Genomic DNA, 22,089 nt, shown 5'->3' with positions numbered 1-22,089 from the left:
GCGTGTGCCGGGAGCGGTGTGCCGGGGGCGGTGTAACGGCGACATGGAGCCTCGTGGGCGTCGTCGTGGAGGCGGTGTGAGGGTGCCCGCCCGATACGCAACAGTGACCATGCGTACGGGTGGCGTACACCTCCGCTTCTGAGACTGTTCTGCCATGGCACACCACGCACTCGTAGGTCCGGGCAGCGCCCGGGAGCCTCGCCTGGGGCGGGCCGTCGGGGGTTCCGGAGCCGTCGCGGCGGTCGGCGGTGTGGTGCTGCTCCTGCCGGACGGCGCACCCGAGTCGGCGCGCCGCGCCTCGCCGTTGGCCCGCGCCGCGCTGCTGCCGCTGGCCCGCGGGCTCGTACGGGCGGGGCAGCGTGACGGGCTGGCCGCGCATGTGGTGCGGTACCGGGGGCGCGGCTGGAACGGCCCCGACGCCCGGCTCGCGGCGGACGCGCATTGGGCGGTCGCCGAGGTGGTACGCCGGCACGGCGACGTACCGGTCTGCCTGGCCGGTCACGGCATGGGCGCGCGGGCGGCGCTGCGGGCCGCGGGGCACCCGGCGGTGGTGTCCGTACTGGCGCTGGCGCCCTGGCTGCCGGAGGACGACATGGCGGCCGAGCCGGAGCCGGTGAAGCAACTGGCGGGGCGCCAGGTCATGATCGTGCACGGCACGACGGACGTGGCCGCGCATCCGGAGCTGTCGTACCGGCTGGCGGTGCGGGCGAAGAAGGCGAACCGGTCGACATGCCGGTTCGAAGTGCACTCGGACGGGCACGCGTTGCGCCAGCACCACGGCGAAGTGCTCGCGCTGGCGGCGGATTTCGTACTGGGGTCGGTCTTCGGGCGGCCGTGCTCGCGGCCGGTGACGGACGCGTTCGCGGCGCCGCCGCCGCTGGGGCTGCGGATGCCGTTGGCGGCGGGCTTCGGGCGGTCGCTGCGGCCGTGAGCCGCGTGAGCGGGGTCAGTGCTCCATCTCGCTGAGGAGTTTGCCCCGGCGGGACAGGAGGAACTTCTTGAAGGCCGCCACCGGGGGTGTGTCCGGCCGGCCGGCCGGCCAGGCCACGCCGATCTCGCGGGCCGCTCGGGGGGCCGTGACCGTCAGTTCCACCACGCCCGGGCGGGGCACCGCCGGCGGGGGGAGGAGGGCGACGCCCAGGCCCGCGGCGACCAGGCCGCGGAGGGTCTCCGCCTCCTCGCCCTCGAAGGCGATGCGGGGGCGGAAGCCCGCCTCGGCGCACAGGTCGTCGGTGATACGGCGCAGGCCGTAGCCCGGTTCCAGGGTCACGAACGCCTCCTCCGCCGCCTCCGCGAGGCGGATGCGTCTGCGGGCGGCCAGCCGGTGGTCGTCCGGGACGACGAGACGCAGGCGCTGCTCGTCCAGACGGCGGGCCACCAGGTCGGGGGCGTCGGGGACCGGGGACGTCAGGCACAGGTCGAGTTCGCCCGCGCGAAGCCGCTCGATCATGGCCTCGCCGTAGTTCTGGACCAGTGTGAAGCGGACCTTCGGGTGGTCCACGCGGAACGCCCGCAACAGCCCCGGTACGGTCTCCGAGCCCATGGTGTGGAGGAAGCCGAACGCGACCCGCCCGGCGGTGGGGTCGACGTCCGCCCGTACCGCCTCCGCCGCTCGTTCGACCTCGCCCAGGGCCCGTTCCACCGAGATCAGGAACGTCCGTCCCGCGGGGGTCAGGGAGAGTGTGCGGCCCTTTCTCGCGAAGAGCGTCACCCCCAGGTCCTCCTCCAGGCGCGCCATCGCCCTCGACAGGGTCGACTGCGGCACACCGGTCTCCAGGGCGGCCCTCGTCACATGCTCGTGCCGGGCCACCGCCGCGAAGTACGCCAGGCGTGGGGCGAGCAGTAGGCCCATCTCGTCTTCGTTACTGTTCAGTGACAGCCACGGCTGTGACCTGTACTCATGCACCATGGGATCGATTAAAGCCGTTCCGTGCATTGGACGCATGAACTTTCCGGTCCGTACGGTCAAGACATGTCTCCCGCCAGTACCAAGGCGTCCACGACACCCGTGGACGCCGACACGCGCCTTGCCCCCGGACGTCCCGGCTACCGCCGGATGAGCTTCGCCCTCTTCGCCGCCGGGGTCGCCGCCTTCGCACTCCTCTACTCGACCCAGGCCCTGCTCCCGGCCGTCTCCGCCGACTTCGCGGTGACCGCGTCGGCCGCCAGCTGGACCGTCTCCGCGGCCACCGGCGCGCTCGCGCTGTGCGTACTGCCCCTCAGCGCGCTGTCGGAGCGCTTCGGGCGGCGGGCCCTGATGACCTGCTCCCTCGCCGTGGCCGTCGTCCTGGGACTGCTGGTGCCGTTCGCGCCCAGCCTGGAGTGGCTGGTCGTGCTGCGTGCCGTGCAGGGTGCGGCGCTGGCCGGGGTGCCGGCGTCGGCGATGGCGTACCTGGCGGAGGAGGTGCGGCCGAAGGCGCTGATCGCGGCGATCGGACTGTTCGTCGCGGGCAACAGCATCGGTGGCATGAGCGGGCGGATCGTGACCGGCTGGGCCTCGCAGCTGTGGGGCTGGCGGGCCGGGCTCGCCGCCGTCGGGCTGATGGCGGTGGCGTGTGCCGTGGCATACCGGCTGCTGCTGCCGAAGGCGCGGCACTTCACTCCCGGGTCGCTGGACCCGCGGGAGCTGGCGCGGACCGTGCGGACCCATCTGTCGGACCCGCTGCTGCTGCGGCTGTACGCGATCGGCGCGCTGTTCATGACGGTGTTCGGCGCGGTGTACACGGTGATCGGCTACCGGCTGGTGGAAGCGCCGTTCTCGCTGCCGCAGGGCGTCGTCGGGTCGATCTTCCTCGTCTACCTGGTGGGTACGGCCTCGTCCGCCGCGGCCGGGAAGCTCGTCGCCCGCATGGGGCGGCGCGGGGCGCTGTATCTCGCCGTGACGACGACGGCGGCGGGGCTGCTGCTGTCGCTCTCCACGTCCCTGGCCGCCGTCCTCTCCGGGCTCGTGCTCATCACCGCCGGGTTCTTCGCGGGCCACGCCGTCGCCTCGTCGTCCGTGAGCCGGACCGCCAGGACCGGCCGGGCGCAGGCGTCGGCGCTGTACCAGTCGGTGTACTACCTGGGCAGCAGCGTGGGCGGCACGCTCGGCGCCGTCGCCTACCACGCGGGCGGCTGGTCGGGCACGGTTCTGCTGGGCCTGGTCGCCGTCCTCGGCGTCGTCTCGATCACCCTGTACGGCACGCACAGCGCGCGCGTGGCGGAGCGGCGGGTGCAGGAGAGGCGCGTACGGGAGGGGCGGCGGGTCCTGGTCGCGGCCGCCGGCGGTTCGCGCTGATTTTCGGCTGTGGCCATACGACTCCCCCGAGCGTCCTACGGGTACGACAACCGCACCGGACGCGAGGGGGAGTGGCGTATGGGGGCCAGGGGCGAGGCATGGCGGCGGCGCGGCGGGGTCGCGCTCGGCGTGGCGGGGCTGGTCGTACCGCTGACGCTCACCGTGGGCGCGGTGCCCGCGCAGGCGGCCACGGCCTGCACGGCGCGGACCGGCCCGTACCAGAAGCAGGCGGAGAGGTTCCTGGGCAGGCCGGTGGACGGCAGGCAGTCGACGGCCGACTGCGAGGCGATCCGGAGCTTCCAGGGGGCGCACGGCATCACACCGACGGCCGGGTACGCCGGGCCGATCACATGGCGCACGATGAACACGATCCTGCGGCAGCGGGCCGCCGGGAAGACGCCGAACAAGGCGGGCAGGTGCCCGGTCGACAAGGGCCGTGTCGCGTGTGTGGATCTGACGAGACAGCTCAGCTGGATCCAGGACGGGTCGAAGCTGGTCTACGGGCCGGTGCCGGTGCGCACGGGCCGGGACGGCGCGGAGACCCGTACGGGAGCGAAGAAGATCTACCACCGGAACATCAAGCACTGGTCGACGATCTACAAGGTGTGGATGCCCTACTCGCAGTTCTTCGACGGCGGGCAGGCGTTCCACGCGACCACCAAGTCCATGTACGACCCGCCTGGTTCCGGGGGCTGTGTGAACATGCGCCCCACCGACGCGAAGGCATACTGGAAGCTGCTGAGGAACGGCGACGACGTGCACGTCCACGGGCGCAAGCCGGGGACGTGACCCGGAACCCGGCCCGCGTTGTCAGTCCCCTCCGGTAGCTTCCACGGGGACGGCAGGCGCAGCGCGACGAGGGTGGACGCGATGGGGAATGTGGCGGCACCGGAAGATCTGGAAGCCCGGCTCGAGGAGTACCGGACGGAGCTGACCGGTTACTGCTACCGGATGCTCGGCTCGGCCTTCGAGGCGGAGGACGCCGTGCAGGACACGATGGTGCGCGCCTGGCGCGGCATCGAGAAGTTCGAGGGCCGCTCGTCTCTCCGGTCGTGGCTGTACCGGATCGCGACGAACGTGTGCCTGGACGCGCTGACCGCGGGCAACAAGCGGGCCCGCCCCATGGACCTGACGGCGTCGACGCCGGTCGCCCAGGCGCAGCTCAACGCCCGCCCGGAGGTCACCTGGCTGGAGCCGGTGCCCGACGGGCGGGTGCTGCCGCAGGCCGCCGACCCGGCGGAGGCGGCGCTGTCCCGGGAGTCGGTGCGGCTGGCCTTCGTGGCGGCGCTCCAGCACCTGCCGGCGAAACAGCGGGCGGTACTGATCCTGCGCGAGGTGCTGGCCTGGAAGGCGAGCGAGGTGGCGGAGCTGCTGAACACCTCGGTGGCGTCGGTGAACAGCGCCCTGCAGCGGGCCCGCGCGACGCTGGCCGCCTCCGACCCGGCGCGTACGGACGCGGCGGACCCGCTGGACGCGGAGCAGCGCGGCCTCCTCGACCGGTACGTGGCGGCCTTCGAGGCGTACGACATGGCGGCGCTGACCGCGCTGCTGCACGAGGACGCGACGCTGTCGATGCCGCCCTACGACCTGTGGCTGCGCGGCCACGACGACATAGTGGGCTGGATGCTGGGCGTCGGCGAGGTGTGCCGGGGCTCCCGTCTGGTCGCGACGGTCGCGAACGGCACGCCGGCGTTCGCCCACTACCACCCGGACCCGGAGGGCGGGTTCAGCCCGTGGGCGCTCATGGTCATCGAGATAGTGGACGGCAAGGTCTCCGGGATCACGTCGTTCCTGGACGTGAAGCGCTGGTTCCCGCTGTTCGACCTCCCGGACCGTCTGGAGGTCTGAGCAGCTGGTCCGCCAGCCCGACCAGGGTGAGGAGACTCCGCAGGCCGGGTGCCGCGTTCCGGACGGTCAGCGGGTGGCCGAGGCGCCGCGCGGTGAGGTGCAGCCGGGCGAGGCCGTCGACGGCGGCCAGGCCGGGGCGTACAAGCCCGCCGACGTCGACGACCGTCGGCCTGCCGCCGGGCACGCCGATACCGGGCCCGCCGCCGCCGGCGTCCGCGATCAGGGCGGTCAGCTCGGCGCACAGGCGGGGCACATCGGCGGGCTCGATCAGCCCGACGATGCGCAGAACGATCGGATCCGTGTCATCCACATGACTCAGGACCCCCGCCACGCCCGGAACTCATCGCCGGGGCGGGACGGGGGTCCTGCCGGTGCCGCTGCTGGTGCCGCCGCCTGTCCGGTTACGCGATGCGGTCCAGGACGATCGGCGCGGGCGTGAAGTCGGTGCTGCCCGCCGGAGCGATGTCCCAGGAGCCGTCCAGGGACTTCAGCGCGTAGTCGAACTTCTCCGGGGTGTCCGTGTGGAGGGTCAGCAGCGGCTGGCCGGCCGTGACCGTGTCGCCCGGCTTGGCGTGCAGTTCGATGCCCGCGCCGGCCTGCACCGGGTCCTCCTTGCGCGCCCGGCCCGCACCGAGGCGCCAGGCGGCGACACCGACGCCGTACGCGTCGAGACGGGTCAGGACGCCCGACTCCGGGGCCGTCACCACGTGCTGCTCGCGGGCGACCGGAAGGGTGGCGTCCGGGTCGCCGCCCTGTGCGGCGATCATGCGGCGCCAGACGTCCATGGCGGAGCCGTCGGCGAGGGCCTTCGCCGGATCGGCGTCCTTGACGCCCGCCGCGTCGAGCATCTCGCGGGCCAGGGCGACGGTCAGCTCAACGACATCGGCCGGGCCGCCGCCCGCGAGGACCTCGACGGACTCGCGGACCTCCAGGGCGTTGCCGGCCGTGAGGCCCAGCGGGGTGGACATGTCGGTGAGCAGGGCGACCGTCTTCACGCCGTGGTCGGTGCCCAGACCCACCATGGTGGAGGCCAGCTCGCGGGCGTCGTCGATGTTCTTCATGAAGGCGCCGGAGCCGACCTTCACGTCCAGGACGAGCGAGCCGGTGCCCTCGGCGATCTTCTTCGACATGATCGAGGAGGCGATCAGCGGGATCGCCTCGACCGTGCCGGTGACATCGCGCAGCGCGTACAGCTTCTTGTCGGCCGGAGCCAGGCCGTCGCCCGCCGCGCAGATGACGGCGCCGGTGGTGTCGAGGACATGCAGCATCTCCTCGTTGGAGAGCAGCGCCCGCCAGCCGGGGATGGACTCCAGCTTGTCGAGCGTGCCGCCGGTGTGGCCCAGGCCGCGGCCGCTCAGCTGAGGCACGGCGGCGCCGCACGCGGCGACCAGCGGGGCGAGCGGCAGCGTGATCTTGTCGCCGACGCCGCCGGTGGAGTGCTTGTCGGCGGTCGGGCGGGAGAGCGAGGAGAAGTCCATGCGCTCACCCGAGGCGATCATCGCGGCGGTCCAGCGGGCGATCTCGGCCCGGTTCATGCCGTTCAGCAGGATCGCCATCGCCAGGGCGGACATCTGCTCGTCGGCGACCTCGCCGCGCGTATACGCGTCGATGACCCAGTCGATCTGCTCGGGGGTCAGCTCACCCCGGTCCCGCTTCGTGCGGATGACGGAAATCGCGTCCATGGGCTCAGTGTTCCTTCCAGCGGGGTGCAGCGGGGGTGCACCGGGGGCGGGCGGGCAGACGTCTACGCGCATAGAGATGGTAAGCGGCGGCGCGGCCCTTCCTCCGGGGGACGAGGAAGGGCCGCGCCTGTCTAGGAGAGGTGCTTCGGGCCGAACGCCTGCGGCAGCATCTCGTCCAGCGTGCGGACGCCCTGAGGGGTGTCCACCAGCAGCTCGCCGCCGCCGAACTCGAACAGCAACTGCCGGCACCGCCCGCAGGGCACGAGCGTCTCGCCGCGGCCGTCCACACACACGAAGTGCGTGAGCCTGCCGCCGCCCGTGACCTGGAGCTGGGAGACCAGACCGCACTCGGCGCACAGTCCGATTCCGTACGAGGCGTTCTCCACATTGCAGCCGGTGACCGTGCGGCCGTCGTCCACCAGGGCCGCGGCCCCGACCGGGAAACCCGAGTACGGCGCGTACGCGCGGGACATGGCGTCCCGGGCGGCGGCGTGCAGGGCCTCCCAGTCGAACGGCGGGGCCTGCTCCTGGGCCGGCGTCACTTTCCTTGGCCCTTCCTGTACAGCATGCCGTTCGCCTTGGGCATCCGTAGTCGCTGCGCGGACAGGGCGAGGACCAGCAGGGTGGTGACATACGGCGCGGCGTCGACGAACTGGCTGGGCAGGGCCTCGGTGGCGAAGTACCAGACGAAGAGCACCGCGGCGAAGACCGCGGAGACCACTGCGGCCGTGTACTTCTTCTTGTACAGCATCCAGACCAGCGCCAGCACCAGCAGGATCGCCAGCAGAAGCAGCATCGCGTGCACGTTCTCGGCGCCGCCGCGCAGCTTGAGGCTGTCGGTGAAGCCGAAGAGCCCGGCGCCCAGCGCCATGCCGCCCGGCATCCAGTTACCGAAGATCATCGCGGCGAGGCCGATGTAGCCGCGGCCGCCGGTCTGGCCCTCCTGGTAGATGCCGGTGGACACGATCGCGAGGAACGCGCCGCCGAGGCCGGCGAGGCCGCCGGAGACGAGGACCGCGATGTACTTGTACTTGTAGACGTTGACGCCGAGGGACTCGGCGGCGACCGGGTTCTCACCGCAGGAGCGCAGCCGCAGGCCGAAGCCGGTGCGCCACAGGATCCACCAGGTGGCGGGGACCAGCAGCAGCGCGACGACCGTGAGCAGCGACAGGTTGGTGACCAGACCGCCGAGTACGCCGGCCAGGTCCGAGATGAAGAACCAGCCCTTGGCCTGGAGGTCGGCGAGCCAGTCCGACAGGCCCGGGACGGTGATGCGGTAGATGGGTTCGATGCGCGGGGACTGCTTGGAGGAGCCGCCCGGGGCCTCGGCGAAGGTGAAGTTCGACAGGTACTGGGTGGCGCCGACGGCCAGGATGTTCAGGGCCACACCGGAGACGATGTGGTTGACGTTGAACGTGACGGTCATGACCGCGTGCAGCAGGCCGCCGAGCACGCCGCCGACGATGCCGATCGCGACACCGGTCCAGGGGCCCCACTGGTAGCCCGCCCAGGCACCGAACCAGGTGCCGAGGATCATCATGCCTTCGAGGCCGATGTTGATGACGCCGGCCCGCTCGGCCCACAGGCCGCCGAGACCGGCGAGACCGATGGGCACGGCGAGCTGGAGCGCGCCGGACACCTGGCCGGTGGAGGTCAGGTCGTCGGCACCGCTGATCATCCGGACCAGCGAGAACAGGGCCAGTCCGGCCGCGATGATCAGCAGGATGACGGGCAGGGTCAGCTTGCGGTGGCCACCGCCCTTCGCCGGGGCGGTCGTCGCCGCGGCGGTCACCGTGCTCGTGGACTCGATGTCGCTCATGCCGCCACGTTCTCCTTGTTCTTGCGGGCCTGGGCGGCGAGCTCCTCGCCCACCTTCTGCTGCTGCCGTCGGAGGCCGTACTGCCGGACGACCTCGTACGAGACGACCACCGAGATCACGATGAGGCCCTGCATGATCGTGGCGATCTCCTTCTCGAAGTCCTGCGCGATCACCGAGCCGGACGCCTTCTCCAGGAACGAGATCAGCAGTGCGGCGAAGAAGATGCCGACCGGGCTGTTGCGGCCGAGCAGCGCGATGGTGATGCCGGTGAAGCCCACGCCCGCGGGGAAGCTGAAGCTGTATGTGTGGGTCTGGCCGAGCAGCAGCGGCAGACTGGTCAGACCGGCGACACCGCCGGAGATCAGCATGGCCGTGAGGGTCATCCGCTTGGCGTCCACACCGCTCGCCTGGGCGGCGGAGGCGCTGGCGCCGGTGGCGCGCAGATCGAAGCCGAAGCGGGTGCGGTTGAGGACGAACCAGTAGACGACACCGAGGGCGAAGGCGACGAAGGTGAAGCCGTAGATGTTGCCGCCCTCGACCGACAGGCCGGTCATCCAGGCCGACTCGGCGATCTCGCCGGTGGTGAGGTCGTTGGAGCCCGGCAGCTGCACACCGAGATTGGCGGGCAGGATCATCCAGGCGATCAGGCTGGTCGCGATGGCGTTCAGCATGATCGTGGAGACGACCTCGCTGACACCCCGGGTGGTCTTGAGGAAGCCCGCGATACCGGCCCAGAAGCCACCGACGAGTACGGCCACGATCACGATCAGCAGGATGTGCAGCGGCCCGGGCAGCTCGACGGAGGCGCCGACGACGGCGGCGAGCATCGCGGCGAGGCGGTACTGGCCGTCGACGCCGATGTTGAACAGGTTCATCCGGAAGCCGACGGCGACGGCCAGGGCTGCCAGATAGTAGGTGCCGGTCTGGTTGATGATCAGGACCTGGACGTCGGGGAACTCGACGGTCTCCATCATCAGGGCGTACGGCCTGATCGGGTCACGGCCCGACGCGAGCAGCACGATCGAGGTGAGGACGAAGGCCACGGCCAGGGCGAGCGCGGGGCCCGCCAGGCCGAGCAGCACCTTCTCCTTGTCGAACTTCTTCATCGGTCCTCACCGTCCGCGTTCTCGTGGTGCTCAAGGTGGCCGGCGGCGGCACCGGTCATGGCCGAGCCCAGCTCCTCGGGGGTGATCGTCGCCGGGTCGGCGTCCGCGACCAGGCGGCCGCGGTACATGACCCGCAGGGTGTCGGAGAGCCCGATCAGCTCGTCCAGGTCGGCGGAGATCAGCAGCACCGCGAGGCCCTCGCGCCGGGCCTCCCGGATCTGGTCCCAGATCTGCGCCTGCGCGCCGACGTCCACACCACGGGTGGGGTGGGCGGCGATGAGCAGCTTGGGCTGGTGGCTCATCTCACGGCCGACGATCAGCTTCTGCTGGTTGCCGCCGGAGAGAGAGGCAGCGGTGACCTCGATGCCGGGGGTGCGGACGTCGTACTCGCGGACGATGCGCTCGGTGTCCTGGCGGGCGGCCTTGGGGTCGAGGAGGCCGCGCCTGCTGTTCGGGGGCTCGGTGACATGGCCGAGGATGCGGTTCTCCCAGAGCGGGGACTCCAGGAGCAAGCCGTGGCGGTGGCGGTCCTCGGGGATGTAGCCGATGCCGCTCTCGCGGCGCTTGCGCGTGGGGGCGTGGGAGATGTCGGCGCCGTCGAGGGTGATGACGCCGCCGTCCGGGTCGCGCATGCCGATCAGGGCGTCGATCAGCTCCGTCTGGCCGTTGCCCTCCACACCGGCGATGCCCATGACCTCGCCCTTGTGGATGGTGAAGCCGATGCCGCCCAGCACCTCGCGGACGACGCCGTCGGGGTCGACGGCGGTCAGCCGGAGGTTCTCGACCTCCAGCATCGGGACGTCCGTGACCGTCGACTCGCGGGTCTCGGGCGAGGGCAGCTCGGCGCCCACCATCAGCTCGGCGAGCTGCTTGGTCGTGGTCGTCCTCGGGTCGGCGGTGCCCACCGTCGTACCGCGCCGGATGACGGTGATCTCGTCGGCGACGGAGAGCACCTCGCCCAGCTTGTGGGAGATGAAGATGACGGTGAGGCCCTCGGCCTTGAGCTCGCGGAGGTTGTCGAAGAGCGCGTCGACCTCCTGCGGGACGAGCACCGCGGTCGGCTCGTCGAGGATGAGGGTGCGGGCGCCGCGGTAGAGGACCTTGAGGATCTCCACACGCTGGCGGTCGGCGACACCGAGGTGCTCGACGAGCACGTCCGGGCGGATGTTCAGCCCGTACGCGTCGGAGATCTCCTTGATCTTGTCGCGGGCGCGGGAGCCGATGCCGTACAGCTTCTCGCTGCCGAGGACCACGTTCTCCAGGACGGTGAGGTTGTCGGCGAGCATGAAGTGCTGGTGGACCATGCCGATGCCGACCGCGATGGCGTCGGCCGGGCTGTGGAACGAGACCTCGTCGCCGTCGACGGTGATGGTGCCCTCGTCCGGCTTCTGCATGCCGTAGAGGATCTTCATCAGGGTCGACTTGCCGGCACCGTTCTCACCGATGAGGGCGTGGACGGTGCCCTTCTGGACGGTCAGGTGGATGTCGTGGTTGGCCACGACGCCGGGGAAGCGCTTGGTGATCCCGCGCAGTTCTACGGCGGGGGGGCTGGACGCGTTGATAACGCACTCTCCTTGGCGAGAAAGGAGCGGAGAAGCAGAGGACGGGCGGGCACGCTGGGCACGGTGAGGCTCGGTGGGGCCGAAGTTATCGCGCCGGAGAGGGTTCTACGCGCGTAGCGATCCCGAATGCCAGAAAGCCATGGCCAGGACCTGACCGGGGGTCCGGGCGGCGGTGGGTAACCGTCCGCCCGGACCCCGCGGGGCCTGGCCCGTGGCTGCGTTACGGGGCGGTCTTGACGTCGATCTTGCCGGCGATGATGTCGGCCTTGGCCTGGTCGACCGCGGCGATGACATCGGTCATCTCCGTGAAGGCCGGGTTGGAGAGGGCCAGGCCCACGCCGTCGTCCTGCAGGCCGTAGCGGACCTCACCGCTCTGCGGCTTGCCGTCCTGGACCGACTTGATCAGGTTGTAGACGGCGCCGGACACGTTCTTCGTCACCGAGGTGAGAATGGAGTCCTTGTACGCGGCGAGTCCGGCCTGGTTGTACTGGTCCGAGTCGACGCCGATGGCCCACTTGTCGGCCTTGGCGGCGGCCTCGATCGAGCCGGAGCCGGCGAGACCGGCGGCGGCGTAGATCACGTCGGCGCCCGCGTCGATCTGGCCCTGAGCGGCGGCCTTGCCCAGGTCGGGCTTGGAGAAGCCACCGAAGTCCGGCGGCTGCGTCAGGTACTGGACCTTGACGTTGACGTTCTTGTTGGTGTCCTTGACGCCCTGGACGAAGCCCGCCTCGAACTTCTTGATGAGGGGGGTCTCGACGCCGCCGATGAAGCCGACGGTGTTGGACTTGGTCACCTTGGCGGCGGCGACGCCGGCCAGGTAGGAGCCCTGCTCCTCGTTGAAGACCAGGTTGGCGATGTTCTTGCCGGTCTTCGACGTGTCGTCGATCAGACCGAACGTGGTGTCCGGGAACTTCGGCGCGACCTCGGCGATGGCGGGGGCGTACGCGAAGCCGACACCGATGACCGGGTTGTTGCCGGCGCGGGCGAGGGAGGTGAGGCGCTGGACCTTGTCCGGGTCACCCTCACCCTCGCTGGGCTCGGCCTCCGTACCCTTGATGCCGAAGTCCTTGACGGCCTTGTCAAGGCCGGCGAAGGCGGCATCGTTGAACGACTGGTCGCCGCGGCCACCGATGTCGTACGCGATGGCGGCCTTGTCCTCGTTCGAGTCGGAACCGGCGTCCGACTTGTTGTCGCCGCCACAGGCGGTGACGCTGAGCGCGAGCGCCGCGGACGCGATGCCCGCGGTGGCGATCCTGGTGATCCGGCGCAAGGGGGGCTCCTTCGACCTGACCGAAGCGCCTCTTCCGGCGCTGGTTTCGCCGCGATCGTAACGCGCGTAGATGTCAGATAAAGCCCCGTACGGAAGCCGTTATCGATTCGTCGCGAACAGGCCGCACGGCCGTCGCGTGCCTGTCGCCCGCGACTGGTAGCAGGTGCACCACTCTGACCCGTTCCCTGGCCTGCGGCGACCCGGCACGCCGGGGGGTGCGCCGGGTGGCTCAACGGTACCCACGGACCGGCTGAGGGTATGCATTTTGAGCCACGTGGGGACGGGCGCTGTGCGCGGGATCACCCCACCGAACGGGCCCTGTCACGGCGGCGGGTCGGCGCCGCGTGGCGCCCCAGCGGGAGGGGATCGTTCGTCGGAGGCCACTCACAGGGGCCGACGTCGGGGCCAACGAGGACGGCGGCACGCACAGGTGTGCCGCGTTGCCCGAGCTGCACCCTCCCTTACGGCCTCCTACGCTGGACTACGAGGTGGGGTGGACGCCGGCCGGGATTGTGTCTGGAGCCGCCGTGAAGTACCGGTTCTTCGAGCATGAGCAGTTCAACTACGAGACGCTGCTCGCGCTCGGGTCGGCATACCGCCAGGCCGCGGACCCCGGCGAGGTGCTGGCGGCCGCAGAACGCATCGTGGACGGCGACGCGGAAAGCTGGTTCACGACCTGGACCGAGCTGGGCCGCCGGGTACGTGACCAGGCCGACCGGTCCTACGGGCAGGGGCGGCAGGTAAGCGCGCGGGAGGCGTTCCTGCGGGCGGCCGCCTACCTCGCCACAGCGCTCATCAGCATCGACGGCACCGCGGACCCCGGGCGGTCGGGTCTGGTCTTCCGGGAGCACCGGGACTGCTTCGAACACTTCGCCGCCGCATGCGATCCGCCCGCCGAACCGGTCGCCATCCCGTACGAGGGCGGCTCGCTTCCCGGATACCTGTTCAGCCCGCCAGACGCCGGCGGACCCCTGCCCACAGTGATCGTGAACAACGGCAGCGACGGCCCGCTCACCGCGGTCTGGGCGCTGATCGGCGCGGGTGCGGTGGCCCGCGGTTACCGGGCCCTGCTGTTCGACGGACCCGGCCAGCAGTCGACGCTCTTCCAGCACGGCGTCCCGTTCCGCCACGACTGGGAGAAGGTCATCACGCCCGTCGTGGACTTCCTCCTCGGCCGCGAGGACGTGGACGGGACGCGGATCGCACTGATCGGCATCAGCCAGGCCGGCTACTGGGTGCCCAGGGCACTCGCCTTCGAGCACCGGATCGCCGTCGCGGTGGCCGATCCGGGCATCATGGACGTCTCGACCTCGTGGTGGCAGCACATGCCCGCCGAGATGCGCGCGCTCTGGGAATCAGGGGAGCGTGAGACGTTCGACGCTTTCATGCGGGAAGCGGTCAAGGAGCCGGAGCACGCCGCGGTGTGGGCGTGGCGGTCGAAGCCGTACGGGATCGAGTCCCCCTTCGACTTGTTCACCGAGATCGGGAAGTACACCCTCGACCCGGTCGTGGAACGGATCACCACCCCGCTGCTGATCACGGATCCCGAAGGGGAGAGCTTCTGGCCGGGGCAGTCACGGCAGCTGTACGAGGCCCTGCCCGGCCCCAAGGAACTGGTGCGGTTCACCGAGGCCGAGGGCGCCGACCTGCACTGCGAGCCGCTGGGCCGTGCTGTGTTCGAGCAGCGAGTCTTCGACTGGACCGACGCGCGCCTGGAAACCGGCGGGGAGGTGGCGGCGCGCCGGGAACCGGATCAGTAATCGGCCACCGCAGCAACTGCCGCCGTCGGCTCATCTGCGGTGACGCGCACAGCGACGCCCCGGGCCGGTGGCTCCTGGGGCGTCGTGCGTCGGCGGGGACGGTTACGGGGTGCCCGCGTCGATGAGGGCGGTGGCGGTGAAGAGTTCGACGCCCACCTTGATGGCGGCCTCGTCCACGTCGAAGTCGCCGCGGTGCAGGTCGTGGCGGGCCGGATCGCCGGGGCGGCGGACGCCGAGGCGGGCCATGGCGCCGGGCACGTGCTCCAGGTACCAGGAGAAGTCCTCGCCGCCGAGGGACTGCTCGGTGTCCTCGATGGCGTACGGGCCGCAGCGCCGCGTCATGGCCTCGCGGAGGAGCTCGGCGACGACCGCGTCGTTCACGACCGGCGGGACGCCGCGCACATAGTTGATCTGGGACTTGGCGCCGTGCAGGGTCGCGACCTCGTCGATCGCCGCGTACACCTGGTCCGGGGCGTCGCGCCACGCCTCCAGGTCGAGGCAGCGGACGGTGCCGCCGAGCTCGGCGTGCTGCGGGATGACGTTCGGGGCGTGGCCGGCCTCGATGCGTCCCCAGGTGAGGACCAGGCCGGCCCGGGCGTCGATACGGCGGGCGAGGAGGGCCGGGACGTCCGTGGCCACCCGGGCGGCCGCCGTGACCATGTCCGTCGTCAGGTGCGGACGCGCCGTGTGGCCGCCGGGGCCGTCGAGGGTGACCTCCAGGCGGTCGCAGGCCGAGGTGATGGGGCCGACGCGCAGCCCGATGCGGCCGGCGTCGACGCGCGGGTCGCAGTGGACCGCGATGATCTTGCCTACGCCGTTCAGGACGCCCGCCTCGACCGCGTCGACGGCGCCGCCCGGCAGAACCTCCTCCGCGGGCTGGAACAGCAGCCGGACGGGGCGGGGCAGCAGGCCCTGGCGGTGGAGGTCGGCCAGGACCAGGGCGGCGCCGAGGACCGTGGTGGTGTGGACGTCGTGGCCGCAGGCGTGGGCGCGGTCCGGGACGGTGGAGCGGTAGGCGCAGTCGACCTTGGTGTCCGGGATCGGCAGGGCGTCGATGTCCGCGCGGATCGCGAGCATGGGGCGGTGGCCGTCCCATGTGCCGATGTCGCAGGTGAGGCCGGTGCCGCCGGGCAGGAGCCGGGGGCGGAGACCGGCGGCCTCGAGCCGGGCCTTGATCGCGGCGGTGGTGCGAAACTCCTGGTTGCCGAGCTCGGGGTGCATGTGCAAATCCCGGCGGAAGGCGATCAGCTCGGTACGGAGGGACTCCGGCAGCGTACCGAGGAGGGGCGTTTCGCCGGGAACGTCGGCTTCGGGGTCGCGGGACATCAACTTGTTCACCCATCAAAGGGTAGGCGTCTTTGCCCCTCAACTGACGTGTGATCTACAAAACTTCAGCCCGATAGGGTAAAGAAACCATGCTGAGCTGGCTTGAGTCGGGGCCGAAGTGGGTAAGCTCACGCGATTTGGGGCTTGTGTCGATCTTACGACGACGGCGGCCACGCGCGAGTTAACACTCGTTTACGCTCTGGTAAGCGACAGCCCGTGTGCCGACCGTGCCGTCTCCGTCACCGCCGCCGGAAACCCACGTGCCCGGGGCGGTGCGCTCTCGCGCGCGCTGACGCTCCCGCCCGTGCCTGTCGGCGCGGGCGGGAGCGTCAGCGCGACGGTGGAGGGGAGGCTGAGCACCGTACGGCCGGTCGGGCCGCGGCCGGGCGATCAGCTCCAGCGGCAGCTCCAGCGGCAGCTCCGGGCGGACGACCTCCAGGCCGGTGACGGTCGCGCCTCGACCGGCAGGGGGCGCAGATCTCGCTGACGTGCCGCCCGGGCGCCAGGCGGCGGCCCGGGCGCGGTGACCGGGGCCAGGGCGAGCCCGCGAGGGCTACCGGCGGAGCCGAAGGAACTCTACGGCGTGCCGGCCACCGGCTCCTGGAGCTCGGTCACCCACTTCGTCCGGTCGTCCGGGCACTCCAGGTAGAGCTCGCGCGCGTACCCGGTGGACCGGTAGCCGTGGGCGTCGATCCAGGCGGCCAGGGTCTGCGCGGTCGGGAGGACGTCGTCCATCGGGCCGCGGTGGATCACGGTGGCCGCGTGCTCTACGGCGGGCAGGTCGACGAAGTCGACGTCCTGGGCGGTCGCGTCGGCCGGGACGGCCATCCCGGCGTGGACGACGATCGAGCCGTCGCCGGCCGGGGCGTCCTCGTAGTACGCGATGCCCGGGCCGAAGCCGGTGACCCCGGCCGCGGACAGCCGGGCGCACAGCTCCTCGTAGAGGGGCGTGATGACGGGCCCGATATCGGCGGGCCCGTAACTCCTGGCGATGCCGCTCAGCTCGGCGAGCCGTACGGCGGGAACGCTCTTGACGACGACGTCCTGCGTGGACATGTGTCCCTCGCTCTCGATGGCCCGGAGCCTCGCCGCGACCTGCCCCAGCCTGGCCGTCGCCTCGGCCACCGCGGCCCGCAGCTCGGCCCGCCGCAGCCGCAGCATTCCGCGCAGCTCGTCGGCGCCGACCTCGTCGTCCACGATCACCCGTACCTGCTCGAGCGTGAAACCGAGGTCCTTGAGCGCGATGACCCGGTTCAGCCGGGCCAGTTGCCCGGCCTCGTAGAACCGGTAACCGCTGTGCGGGTCGACGTGGGCGGGGCGCAGCAGCCCGACGGCGTCGTAGTGACGCAGCATGCGGACGGACACGCGGCCGTGCCGGGCGAAGTCTCCGATGGTGAACATGACGACTCCTACGACACGGCCTCACACGGTGTCAGGGTCAAGCGGCCCCTCAGAACGCGTCCGTCGGGACGTACGTCCCCCAGACCTCCCGCAGGGCGTCGCAGACCTCGCCGACCGTGGCGCGGGCCTTGAGTGCGTCCTTCATGGGGTACAGGACGTTGTCCGTGCCCTCCGCTGCCTTCTTCAGCTCGGCCAGGGCCGCGTCGACCACCGCCTGGTCGCGCTCGGCGCGGAGCTTGGCGAGGCGTTCTGCCTGCTGGGCCTCGATGGCCGGGTCGACGCGGAGCGGCTCGTACGGCTCCTCCTCGTCGAGCTGGAAGCGGTTGACGCCCACGACGACGCGCTCGCCGGAGTCCGTCTCCTGGGCGATCCGGTACGCGCTGCGCTCGATCTCGTTCTTCTGGAAGCCGTGCTCGATGGCGTTGACGGCGCCGCCGAGGTCCTCGACCTTCGTCATCAGCTCCAGGGCGGCCGCCTCGACCTCGTCGGTCATCTTCTCGATGACGTACGAGCCCGCGAACGGGTCCACCGTGGCCGTCACGTCCGTCTCGTACGCGAGGACCTGCTGCGTTCGGAGAGCCAGGCGGGCGCTCTTGTCCGTGGGGAGCGCGATGGCCTCGTCGAAGGAGTTGGTGTGCAGCGACTGCGTGCCGCCGAGCACCGCCGCCAGACCCTGGACGGCGACGCGGACCAGGTTGACCTCCGGCTGCTGGGCGGTGAGCTGGACGCCGGCCGTCTGGGTGTGGAAGCGCAGCATCCACGACTTCGGGTTCTTCGCGCCGAACTCGTCGCGCATCACCCGCGCCCAGATGCGACGGGCCGCCCGGAACTTCGCGACCTCCTCCAGGATCGTCGTGCGGGAGACGAAGAAGAAGGACAGGCGGGGCGCGAAGTCGTCCACGTCCATGCCGGCCGCGACCGCGGTGCGGACGTACTCGATGCCGTCCGCGAGCGTGAACGCGATCTCCTGCGCGGGTGACGCGCCCGCCTCCGCCATGTGGTAGCCGGAGATGGAGATCGTGTTCCACTTCGGGATCTCGGCCTTGCAGTACTTGAAGATGTCCGCGATCAGCCGGAGGGACGGCTTCGGCGGGAAGATGTACGTGCCGCGGGCGATGTACTCCTTCAGCACGTCGTTCTGGATCGTGCCGGTCAGCTTGTCGGCGCTGACGCCCTGCTCCTCGGCGACGAGTTGGTAGAGGAGCAGCAGGAGGGACGCGGGCGCGTTGATCGTCATCGACGTGGACACCTTGTCCAGCGGGATCCCGCCGAACAGCACCCGCATGTCGTCGATCGAGTCGATCGCCACGCCGACCTTGCCCACCTCGCCGTGCGCGATGGGCGCGTCGGAGTCGTGGCCCATCTGCGTGGGAAGGTCGAAGGCGACCGAGAGGCCCATGGTGCCGTTGGCGATCAGCTGCTTGTAGCGGGCGTTGGACTCCACGGCGGTGCCGAAGCCGGCGTACTGCCGCATGGTCCACGGACGGCCCGTGTACATCGTCGGGTAGACGCCTCGGGTGAAGGGATACGAGCCGGGCTCGCCCAGCCTCTCGCCGGGGTCCCAGCCGGACAGGGCGTCCGGCCCGTACACCGGCTCGATGGGCAGTCCCGACTCCGACTCGCGCGCCATGTGCTGTGCCTTCCCGATAGACCTACTAGCAGGTATCGATCCTCGCGACGGACTGTAGCGGCGGGCGTGCGGCGGGTGGAGGGCCGCACGCTGGGACCTTGCTCACAGCCTTCCCCGGAGCTGCGTCACAGCATCGTCACAACCACCCCGGGGGCACGCAACCAGTGCGGGGCGGGAAGTATCCCTACGTACAGACGATCCGAACTCCGGGGGGGCCGACGTGAACCGCAGCACGACCTTCATACGCAGAGGACTGCTGGCAGCGGCAGCGGTCGCCCTGGCCACGGGCTGCACCGCCCAGGCCGTGGGGGCGGCCGGTCCCGCGGGTTCGCCTTCCACTGCCCCGTCCAGCCTTTCCCCCGTACCTTCGTCCATACCTTCCGCGGCCTCAATGCCGTCTTCGGCGTCGCCTTCACCATCGGTGTCCTCGCCTTCGGCGCCCTCGCCTTCCTCTCCGTCCTCGTCCGCCGCGCCGAGCGGCGACGACGGCAAGCCGTCCGCCTCGGCGCCGGCGGCCGGGAAGGCGCTGATGGCGAAGGGCGCGGAGAGCGAGCAGGTGCGGGAGCTCCAGGCGCGGCTGCGCCAGATCGGCTACTTCCACCGCAGCCCCACCGGCTTCTACGGCTCCATCACCGCCGACGCGGTCTCGGGCTTCCAGAAGAAGCGGGAGCTGCCGGTGACGGGCTCGGTCGACGAGGCGACCTGGCAGAGGCTGGTCGCGATGACGCGGAAGCCGACCGCGAACGAGCTGAGGCCCCAGACGACCAACGAACTGGACGCGCCGGACCCACGCTGTATGACGGGCCGGGTGCTCTGCATCAGCAAGGAGAGCCGGACCCTCGCCTGGATGGTCGACGGCAAGGTGATCTCGGCGATGGACGTCCGCTTCGGCTCGGAGAACACGCCGACCCGTGAGGGCACCTTCAAGGTGGACCGCAAGGAGCGGGAGTGGACGTCGACGCTCTACGACACCGAGATGCCGTACTCGATGTTCTTCAGCCGCGGCCAGGCGGTGCACTACTCGGCGGACTTCGCGGCCCGCGGCTACAACGGGGCCTCGCACGGCTGCGTGAACGTCCGGGACAAGGGCCGGCTGGCGAAGGTCTTCGACCAGGTGCGCGTGGGGGACAAGGTCGTCGTCCACTGGTGACGACGGCACTCGGGTGAGGAGAGAGGGCGCGGGCGGGACCGGGGGAACGTGTCCCGCCCGCGCCATGTGCGCTGAGCCGTAGGTACGGGGGGAACCCCGGCTCTCTGCGCCGCCGATGACCAGTCGGCTCACTCATTACTGCGTCACCGGCTCGAAAAGTGTCACACCTGCCGCGCGAAGGGGTGAAAGCGCAGGTCAGAGAGACGAACGGGGCTGGAGGGGCGGGAGGAACGGCTGGAGCTGCCGGAGCTGCCGGAGCGTGCCCGAGCGTCGGATGACGCGGGAGGCTCAGACGGCGAGGCCGGATGCGGACGTGACGGGCGCGGTCCAGGACGTGGCGGAGGCGGAGCCGACCGTACCGCCCGTACCGTCCGTACCGGCCGTACTGCCCGAGGCATCGGCGCCCGACGCCTTGTCACCATCACCGGGCTTACGGTCACCCGTGCCGCCGGTCCCGCCGCCGTTCCTGTCGCCGCCACCGCGGCCGGTGTCGCGGTCGCTGTCCGCGTCGCCGCTGTCCCGGTCGCGGTCACCGCCGCCGGTACTGCCCGTGCCGGTTCCGGTGTCCGCGCCCGTACCGGCGGAGGAGCCGCCGCCGGACTGCCGGCCTCCCCCGGCCAGGACCTGGTCGCAGAACCGCTGGACGCCGCCGTCGGCCTTCGCCGCCACCTCCAGCCGCTGCCTGCGCGCGCTGTCGAGGCGGCCGTCGCGGAAGTCGCGGCACGCCTGCGTGGTCCGGTCCGGCCAGGTGCCGTCCGGGGCCTGCGTGGCGTCGCGGCCCCAGGCGCCGCCGTCGGTACGGCCGCCCGAAGCGCCATCGTTGTCATACGAGCCGTCGGAACCGCTGGTCACGGCACCGTCCGCGCCGGTCGACGGCACCGGCGAACCGGACGGATGCATGCCCGGGTGCGTGGGTGCAGACGGGCCGTGCGACCCGCGCGGCGTGACGGCCGGGCTCTCGGGGGCGTTCAGCTCCGACGGGACGGCGGCGGAGGCGACGGGCGCGGGGCCGTTGTCGCCGCCGAACGCGGGCAGCACGCCGGTACCGGCGGCGACGGCCACGCCGCCCACCGCGAGCCCGGCGACCGAGGCGGCCAGGCCCCAGCGGGCCGGGCGTACCCAGCGCGCGGGCCGGGCCCAGCGCGGCGGACGCAGCGCGGCACCGATCCGTACGGAACCGAGGTCCGAGCCGGCACGGGCCACCTGCGGCCGCGCCGCGCGCTCGGAGCGGGCGGCACGGAACGCCGTCAGCGCCGCCTCCTCGCCGGGCAGTTCACCCGACGGTCCCGCGCTGAGCGGCCCGTTGGCCGCGCGTACGCTCTCCAGCGCCTCCGCGAGGCGCTCGGCCCGCAACCGTGTGTAGTCGTCGTCGGCGTCGACCGGCTCACCACGCAGCAGTCGCTCCGCCGCTTCGTGGTCGAGCCACTCATTCCGCTCGTCGGCCATCACATGTCCTTCTGCGTCCGCGAGCGCAAATGCGTCACAGCACGGCGCGCGACGGCGTGTCGCGCGCCGGACCCGATTCGGGGTCCCGGCTGTGGTGGTACGGCGCTCAACGCGCCGCCCGTCCGGTCGGCGGCCATCTGGTCGGCCGCGCCCAGCAGTTCGGCGAGCCGCTTGAGCCCTCGGTGAGCGGCGGTACGGACCGCGCCGGGCCGCTTGCCGAGCGCCTCGGCGGCGCTCTTGGCGTCCAGGCCGACGACGACGCGCAGGATGACGGCTTCCGCCTGGTCCTGCGGGAGCTGGGCGATCAGGTTCATGGTGCGGCCGGTGGCGAGGGCTTCCATGGCCTCGCCCGCGGTGTCGGAGTCGGCCGGCTTGTCGGTCAGTTCGGTCTCGTCACCGCCCTGGGCGGGGCGTCGGCCGCGCATGCGCAGATGGTCCAGGGCCCGGTTCCGGGCGATCCGCGCCGCCCAGCCGCGGAAGCGGTCCGCGTCTCCGCTGAACCTGTCCAGGTCCCGGGCGATCTGCAGCCACGACTCGGACGCCACGTCCTCCGCGTCCGCGTCGCCCACCAGCGTGCGTATGTATCCCAGCAGCCGCGGGTGCACGGCGCGGTACACAGTACGGAAGGCGTCCTCGTTCCCGTCCTGTGCCGCGAGCACTGCGGCGGTCAGCTCCGCGTCGTCCCCCAGCACTCCCACAACCCGTTCGTCATCGCGGTCGGCAAACCCAGACCGCTCCGCCCAGCGCAGGAGCACGCTACGTGGTCCTGCCGTATCTCGTCCATGTTTGTACAACACGCAACAGCATGGGTG

The 22,089-nt window shown here is 71.4% G+C and carries 19 protein-coding genes and 1 pseudogene; 6 read left to right on the top strand and 14 right to left on the bottom strand.

The window, feature by feature from the left end:
- Nucleotides 1-154: 154 nt before the first annotated feature.
- Nucleotides 155-931 carry an alpha/beta hydrolase gene (locus FVS66_RS33695; RefSeq protein ID WP_149185036.1) on the top strand — a complete coding sequence of 259 codons (777 nt, stop codon included), beginning with the start codon at nt 155-157 and terminating at the stop codon, nt 929-931.
- 15 nt (nt 932-946) lie between these two features.
- Here the strand turns inward: FVS66_RS33695 and FVS66_RS33690 are convergent, their stop codons facing one another.
- On the bottom strand, nt 947-1,909 hold the full coding sequence (locus FVS66_RS33690) for a LysR family transcriptional regulator (protein ID WP_149185035.1): 963 nt from the start codon (nt 1,907-1,909) through the stop codon (nt 947-949).
- A 63-nt stretch (nt 1,910-1,972) separates the two neighbouring features.
- Here FVS66_RS33690 and FVS66_RS33685 point away from each other — a divergent pair, with 63 nt between their 5' ends.
- The 3 genes from FVS66_RS33685 (at nt 1,973) to FVS66_RS33675 (ending at nt 5,125) form a co-directional block, all read left to right on the top strand.
- Nucleotides 1,973-3,277, top strand: coding sequence for an MFS transporter (locus FVS66_RS33685; protein ID WP_149185034.1), 1,305 nt, complete (start codon nt 1,973-1,975; stop codon nt 3,275-3,277).
- Nucleotides 3,278-3,355: 78 nt separating this feature from the next.
- A complete protein-coding gene (locus FVS66_RS33680) occupies nt 3,356-4,066 on the top strand; it encodes a L,D-transpeptidase family protein (RefSeq protein WP_149185033.1) in 711 nt (236 codons plus the stop codon).
- Nucleotides 4,067-4,147: 81 nt separating this feature from the next.
- Entirely contained in the window at nt 4,148-5,125 is a 978-nt protein-coding gene (locus FVS66_RS33675; RefSeq protein ID WP_149185032.1) for a sigma-70 family RNA polymerase sigma factor, read from the top strand.
- On the opposite strand, the gene FVS66_RS33670 is transcribed toward FVS66_RS33675, so the two are convergent.
- The 7 genes from FVS66_RS33670 to FVS66_RS33640 form a co-directional block, all read right to left on the bottom strand.
- On the bottom strand, nt 5,058-5,435 hold the full coding sequence (locus tag FVS66_RS33670) for an STAS domain-containing protein (RefSeq protein WP_149185031.1): 378 nt from the start codon (nt 5,433-5,435) through the stop codon (nt 5,058-5,060). The two genes, FVS66_RS33675 and FVS66_RS33670, sit on opposite strands and share 68 nt — an antisense overlap.
- Before the next feature lie 91 nt (nt 5,436-5,526).
- The gene (locus tag FVS66_RS33665) at nt 5,527-6,807 is read right to left on the bottom strand and encodes a thymidine phosphorylase (RefSeq protein ID WP_149185030.1); all 1,281 of its coding nucleotides are present in this window, start codon (nt 6,805-6,807) and stop codon (nt 5,527-5,529) included.
- A gap of 131 nt (nt 6,808-6,938) precedes the next feature.
- The gene (locus tag FVS66_RS33660) at nt 6,939-7,280 is read right to left on the bottom strand and encodes a cytidine deaminase (RefSeq protein WP_399226883.1); all 342 of its coding nucleotides are present in this window, start codon (nt 7,278-7,280) and stop codon (nt 6,939-6,941) included.
- Nucleotides 7,281-7,345: 65 nt separating this feature from the next.
- Nucleotides 7,346-8,626, bottom strand: coding sequence for an ABC transporter permease (locus FVS66_RS33655; protein ID WP_149185028.1), 1,281 nt, complete (start codon nt 8,624-8,626; stop codon nt 7,346-7,348).
- On the bottom strand, nt 8,623-9,732 hold the full coding sequence (locus FVS66_RS33650) for an ABC transporter permease (protein ID WP_149185027.1): 1,110 nt from the start codon (nt 9,730-9,732) through the stop codon (nt 8,623-8,625). Before FVS66_RS33650 ends, FVS66_RS33655 begins: the two co-directional genes overlap by 4 nt.
- On the bottom strand, nt 9,729-11,294 hold the full coding sequence (locus FVS66_RS33645) for an ABC transporter ATP-binding protein (protein ID WP_149185026.1): 1,566 nt from the start codon (nt 11,292-11,294) through the stop codon (nt 9,729-9,731). Before FVS66_RS33645 ends, FVS66_RS33650 begins: the two co-directional genes overlap by 4 nt.
- Nucleotides 11,295-11,514: 220 nt before the next feature.
- Nucleotides 11,515-12,564, bottom strand: coding sequence for a BMP family ABC transporter substrate-binding protein (locus tag FVS66_RS33640; protein WP_149185025.1), 1,050 nt, complete (start codon nt 12,562-12,564; stop codon nt 11,515-11,517).
- Nucleotides 12,565-13,091: 527 nt separating this feature from the next.
- Between FVS66_RS33640 and FVS66_RS33635 the strand changes: the two genes are divergently transcribed.
- Entirely contained in the window at nt 13,092-14,324 is a 1,233-nt protein-coding gene (locus FVS66_RS33635; RefSeq protein WP_149185024.1) for a dipeptidyl aminopeptidase, read from the top strand.
- 102 nt (nt 14,325-14,426) lie between these two features.
- Here FVS66_RS33635 and FVS66_RS33630 read toward each other — a convergent pair whose 3' ends face one another.
- The 4 genes and pseudogenes from FVS66_RS33630 to FVS66_RS33620 form a co-directional block, all read right to left on the bottom strand.
- Nucleotides 14,427-15,650: a M20 family metallopeptidase gene (locus FVS66_RS33630; RefSeq protein WP_149185191.1), complete on the bottom strand. Its 1,224-nt coding sequence runs from the start codon at nt 15,648-15,650 to the stop codon at nt 14,427-14,429.
- Between the two features lie 192 nt (nt 15,651-15,842).
- A pseudogene (locus FVS66_RS36430) lies at nt 15,843-16,095 on the bottom strand (hypothetical protein); the annotation flags it as partial.
- Nucleotides 16,096-16,226: 131 nt separating this feature from the next.
- Nucleotides 16,227-17,051 (bottom strand): MerR family transcriptional regulator, encoded by an 825-nt coding sequence (locus tag FVS66_RS33625; RefSeq protein ID WP_149185023.1) that lies wholly within the window; start codon nt 17,049-17,051, stop codon nt 16,227-16,229.
- 49 nt (nt 17,052-17,100) lie between these two features.
- A complete protein-coding gene (locus FVS66_RS33620; protein ID WP_149185022.1) occupies nt 17,101-18,681 on the bottom strand; it encodes a methylmalonyl-CoA mutase family protein in 1,581 nt (526 codons plus the stop codon).
- A 421-nt stretch (nt 18,682-19,102) separates the two neighbouring features.
- On the opposite strand from FVS66_RS33620, the gene FVS66_RS33615 reads away from it, so the two are divergent.
- A complete protein-coding gene (locus tag FVS66_RS33615; protein WP_316248245.1) occupies nt 19,103-19,831 on the top strand; it encodes a L,D-transpeptidase family protein in 729 nt (242 codons plus the stop codon).
- Between the two features lie 288 nt (nt 19,832-20,119).
- On the opposite strand, the gene FVS66_RS33610 is transcribed toward FVS66_RS33615, so the two are convergent.
- On the bottom strand, nt 20,120-21,277 hold the full coding sequence (locus tag FVS66_RS33610; RefSeq protein ID WP_149185021.1) for a hypothetical protein: 1,158 nt from the start codon (nt 21,275-21,277) through the stop codon (nt 20,120-20,122).
- Entirely contained in the window at nt 21,277-21,969 is a 693-nt protein-coding gene (locus tag FVS66_RS33605; RefSeq protein ID WP_149185189.1) for an RNA polymerase sigma factor, read from the bottom strand. The genes FVS66_RS33610 and FVS66_RS33605 overlap by 1 nt, the downstream gene beginning before the upstream one ends.
- Nucleotides 21,970-22,089 lie beyond the last annotated feature (120 nt).

It is taken from the genome of Streptomyces sp. TRM49041 (genome assembly GCF_008271805.1).
In the GTDB taxonomy this organism is placed as follows: domain Bacteria; phylum Actinomycetota; class Actinomycetes; order Streptomycetales; family Streptomycetaceae; genus Streptomyces.
Note: the sequence above shows the minus strand (reverse complement) of the source record. Positions and strands in the feature narration are given on the sequence as shown.

Coding starts and splice junctions, on each gene's coding strand:
- FVS66_RS33685 (WP_149185034.1), top strand. CDS start 1,973: ATGTCTCCCGCCAGTACCAAGGCGTCCACGACACCCGTGGACGCCGAC.
- FVS66_RS33680 (WP_149185033.1), top strand. CDS start 3,356: ATGGGGGCCAGGGGCGAGGCATGGCGGCGGCGCGGCGGGGTCGCGCTC.
- FVS66_RS33660 (WP_399226883.1), bottom strand. CDS start 7,280: ATGTCCCGCGCGTACGCGCCGTACTCGGGTTTCCCGGTCGGGGCCGCG.
- FVS66_RS33620 (WP_149185022.1), bottom strand. CDS start 18,681: ATGGCGCGCGAGTCGGAGTCGGGACTGCCCATCGAGCCGGTGTACGGG.
- FVS66_RS33650 (WP_149185027.1), bottom strand. CDS start 9,732: ATGAAGAAGTTCGACAAGGAGAAGGTGCTGCTCGGCCTGGCGGGCCCC.
- FVS66_RS33675 (WP_149185032.1), top strand. CDS start 4,148: ATGGGGAATGTGGCGGCACCGGAAGATCTGGAAGCCCGGCTCGAGGAG.
- FVS66_RS33655 (WP_149185028.1), bottom strand. CDS start 8,626: ATGAGCGACATCGAGTCCACGAGCACGGTGACCGCCGCGGCGACGACC.
- FVS66_RS33630 (WP_149185191.1), bottom strand. CDS start 15,650: ATGTCCCGCGACCCCGAAGCCGACGTTCCCGGCGAAACGCCCCTCCTC.
- FVS66_RS33665 (WP_149185030.1), bottom strand. CDS start 6,807: ATGGACGCGATTTCCGTCATCCGCACGAAGCGGGACCGGGGTGAGCTG.
- FVS66_RS33690 (WP_149185035.1), bottom strand. CDS start 1,909: ATGGTGCATGAGTACAGGTCACAGCCGTGGCTGTCACTGAACAGTAAC.
- FVS66_RS33610 (WP_149185021.1), bottom strand. CDS start 21,277: ATGGCCGACGAGCGGAATGAGTGGCTCGACCACGAAGCGGCGGAGCGA.
- FVS66_RS33625 (WP_149185023.1), bottom strand. CDS start 17,051: ATGTTCACCATCGGAGACTTCGCCCGGCACGGCCGCGTGTCCGTCCGC.
- FVS66_RS33695 (WP_149185036.1), top strand. CDS start 155: ATGGCACACCACGCACTCGTAGGTCCGGGCAGCGCCCGGGAGCCTCGC.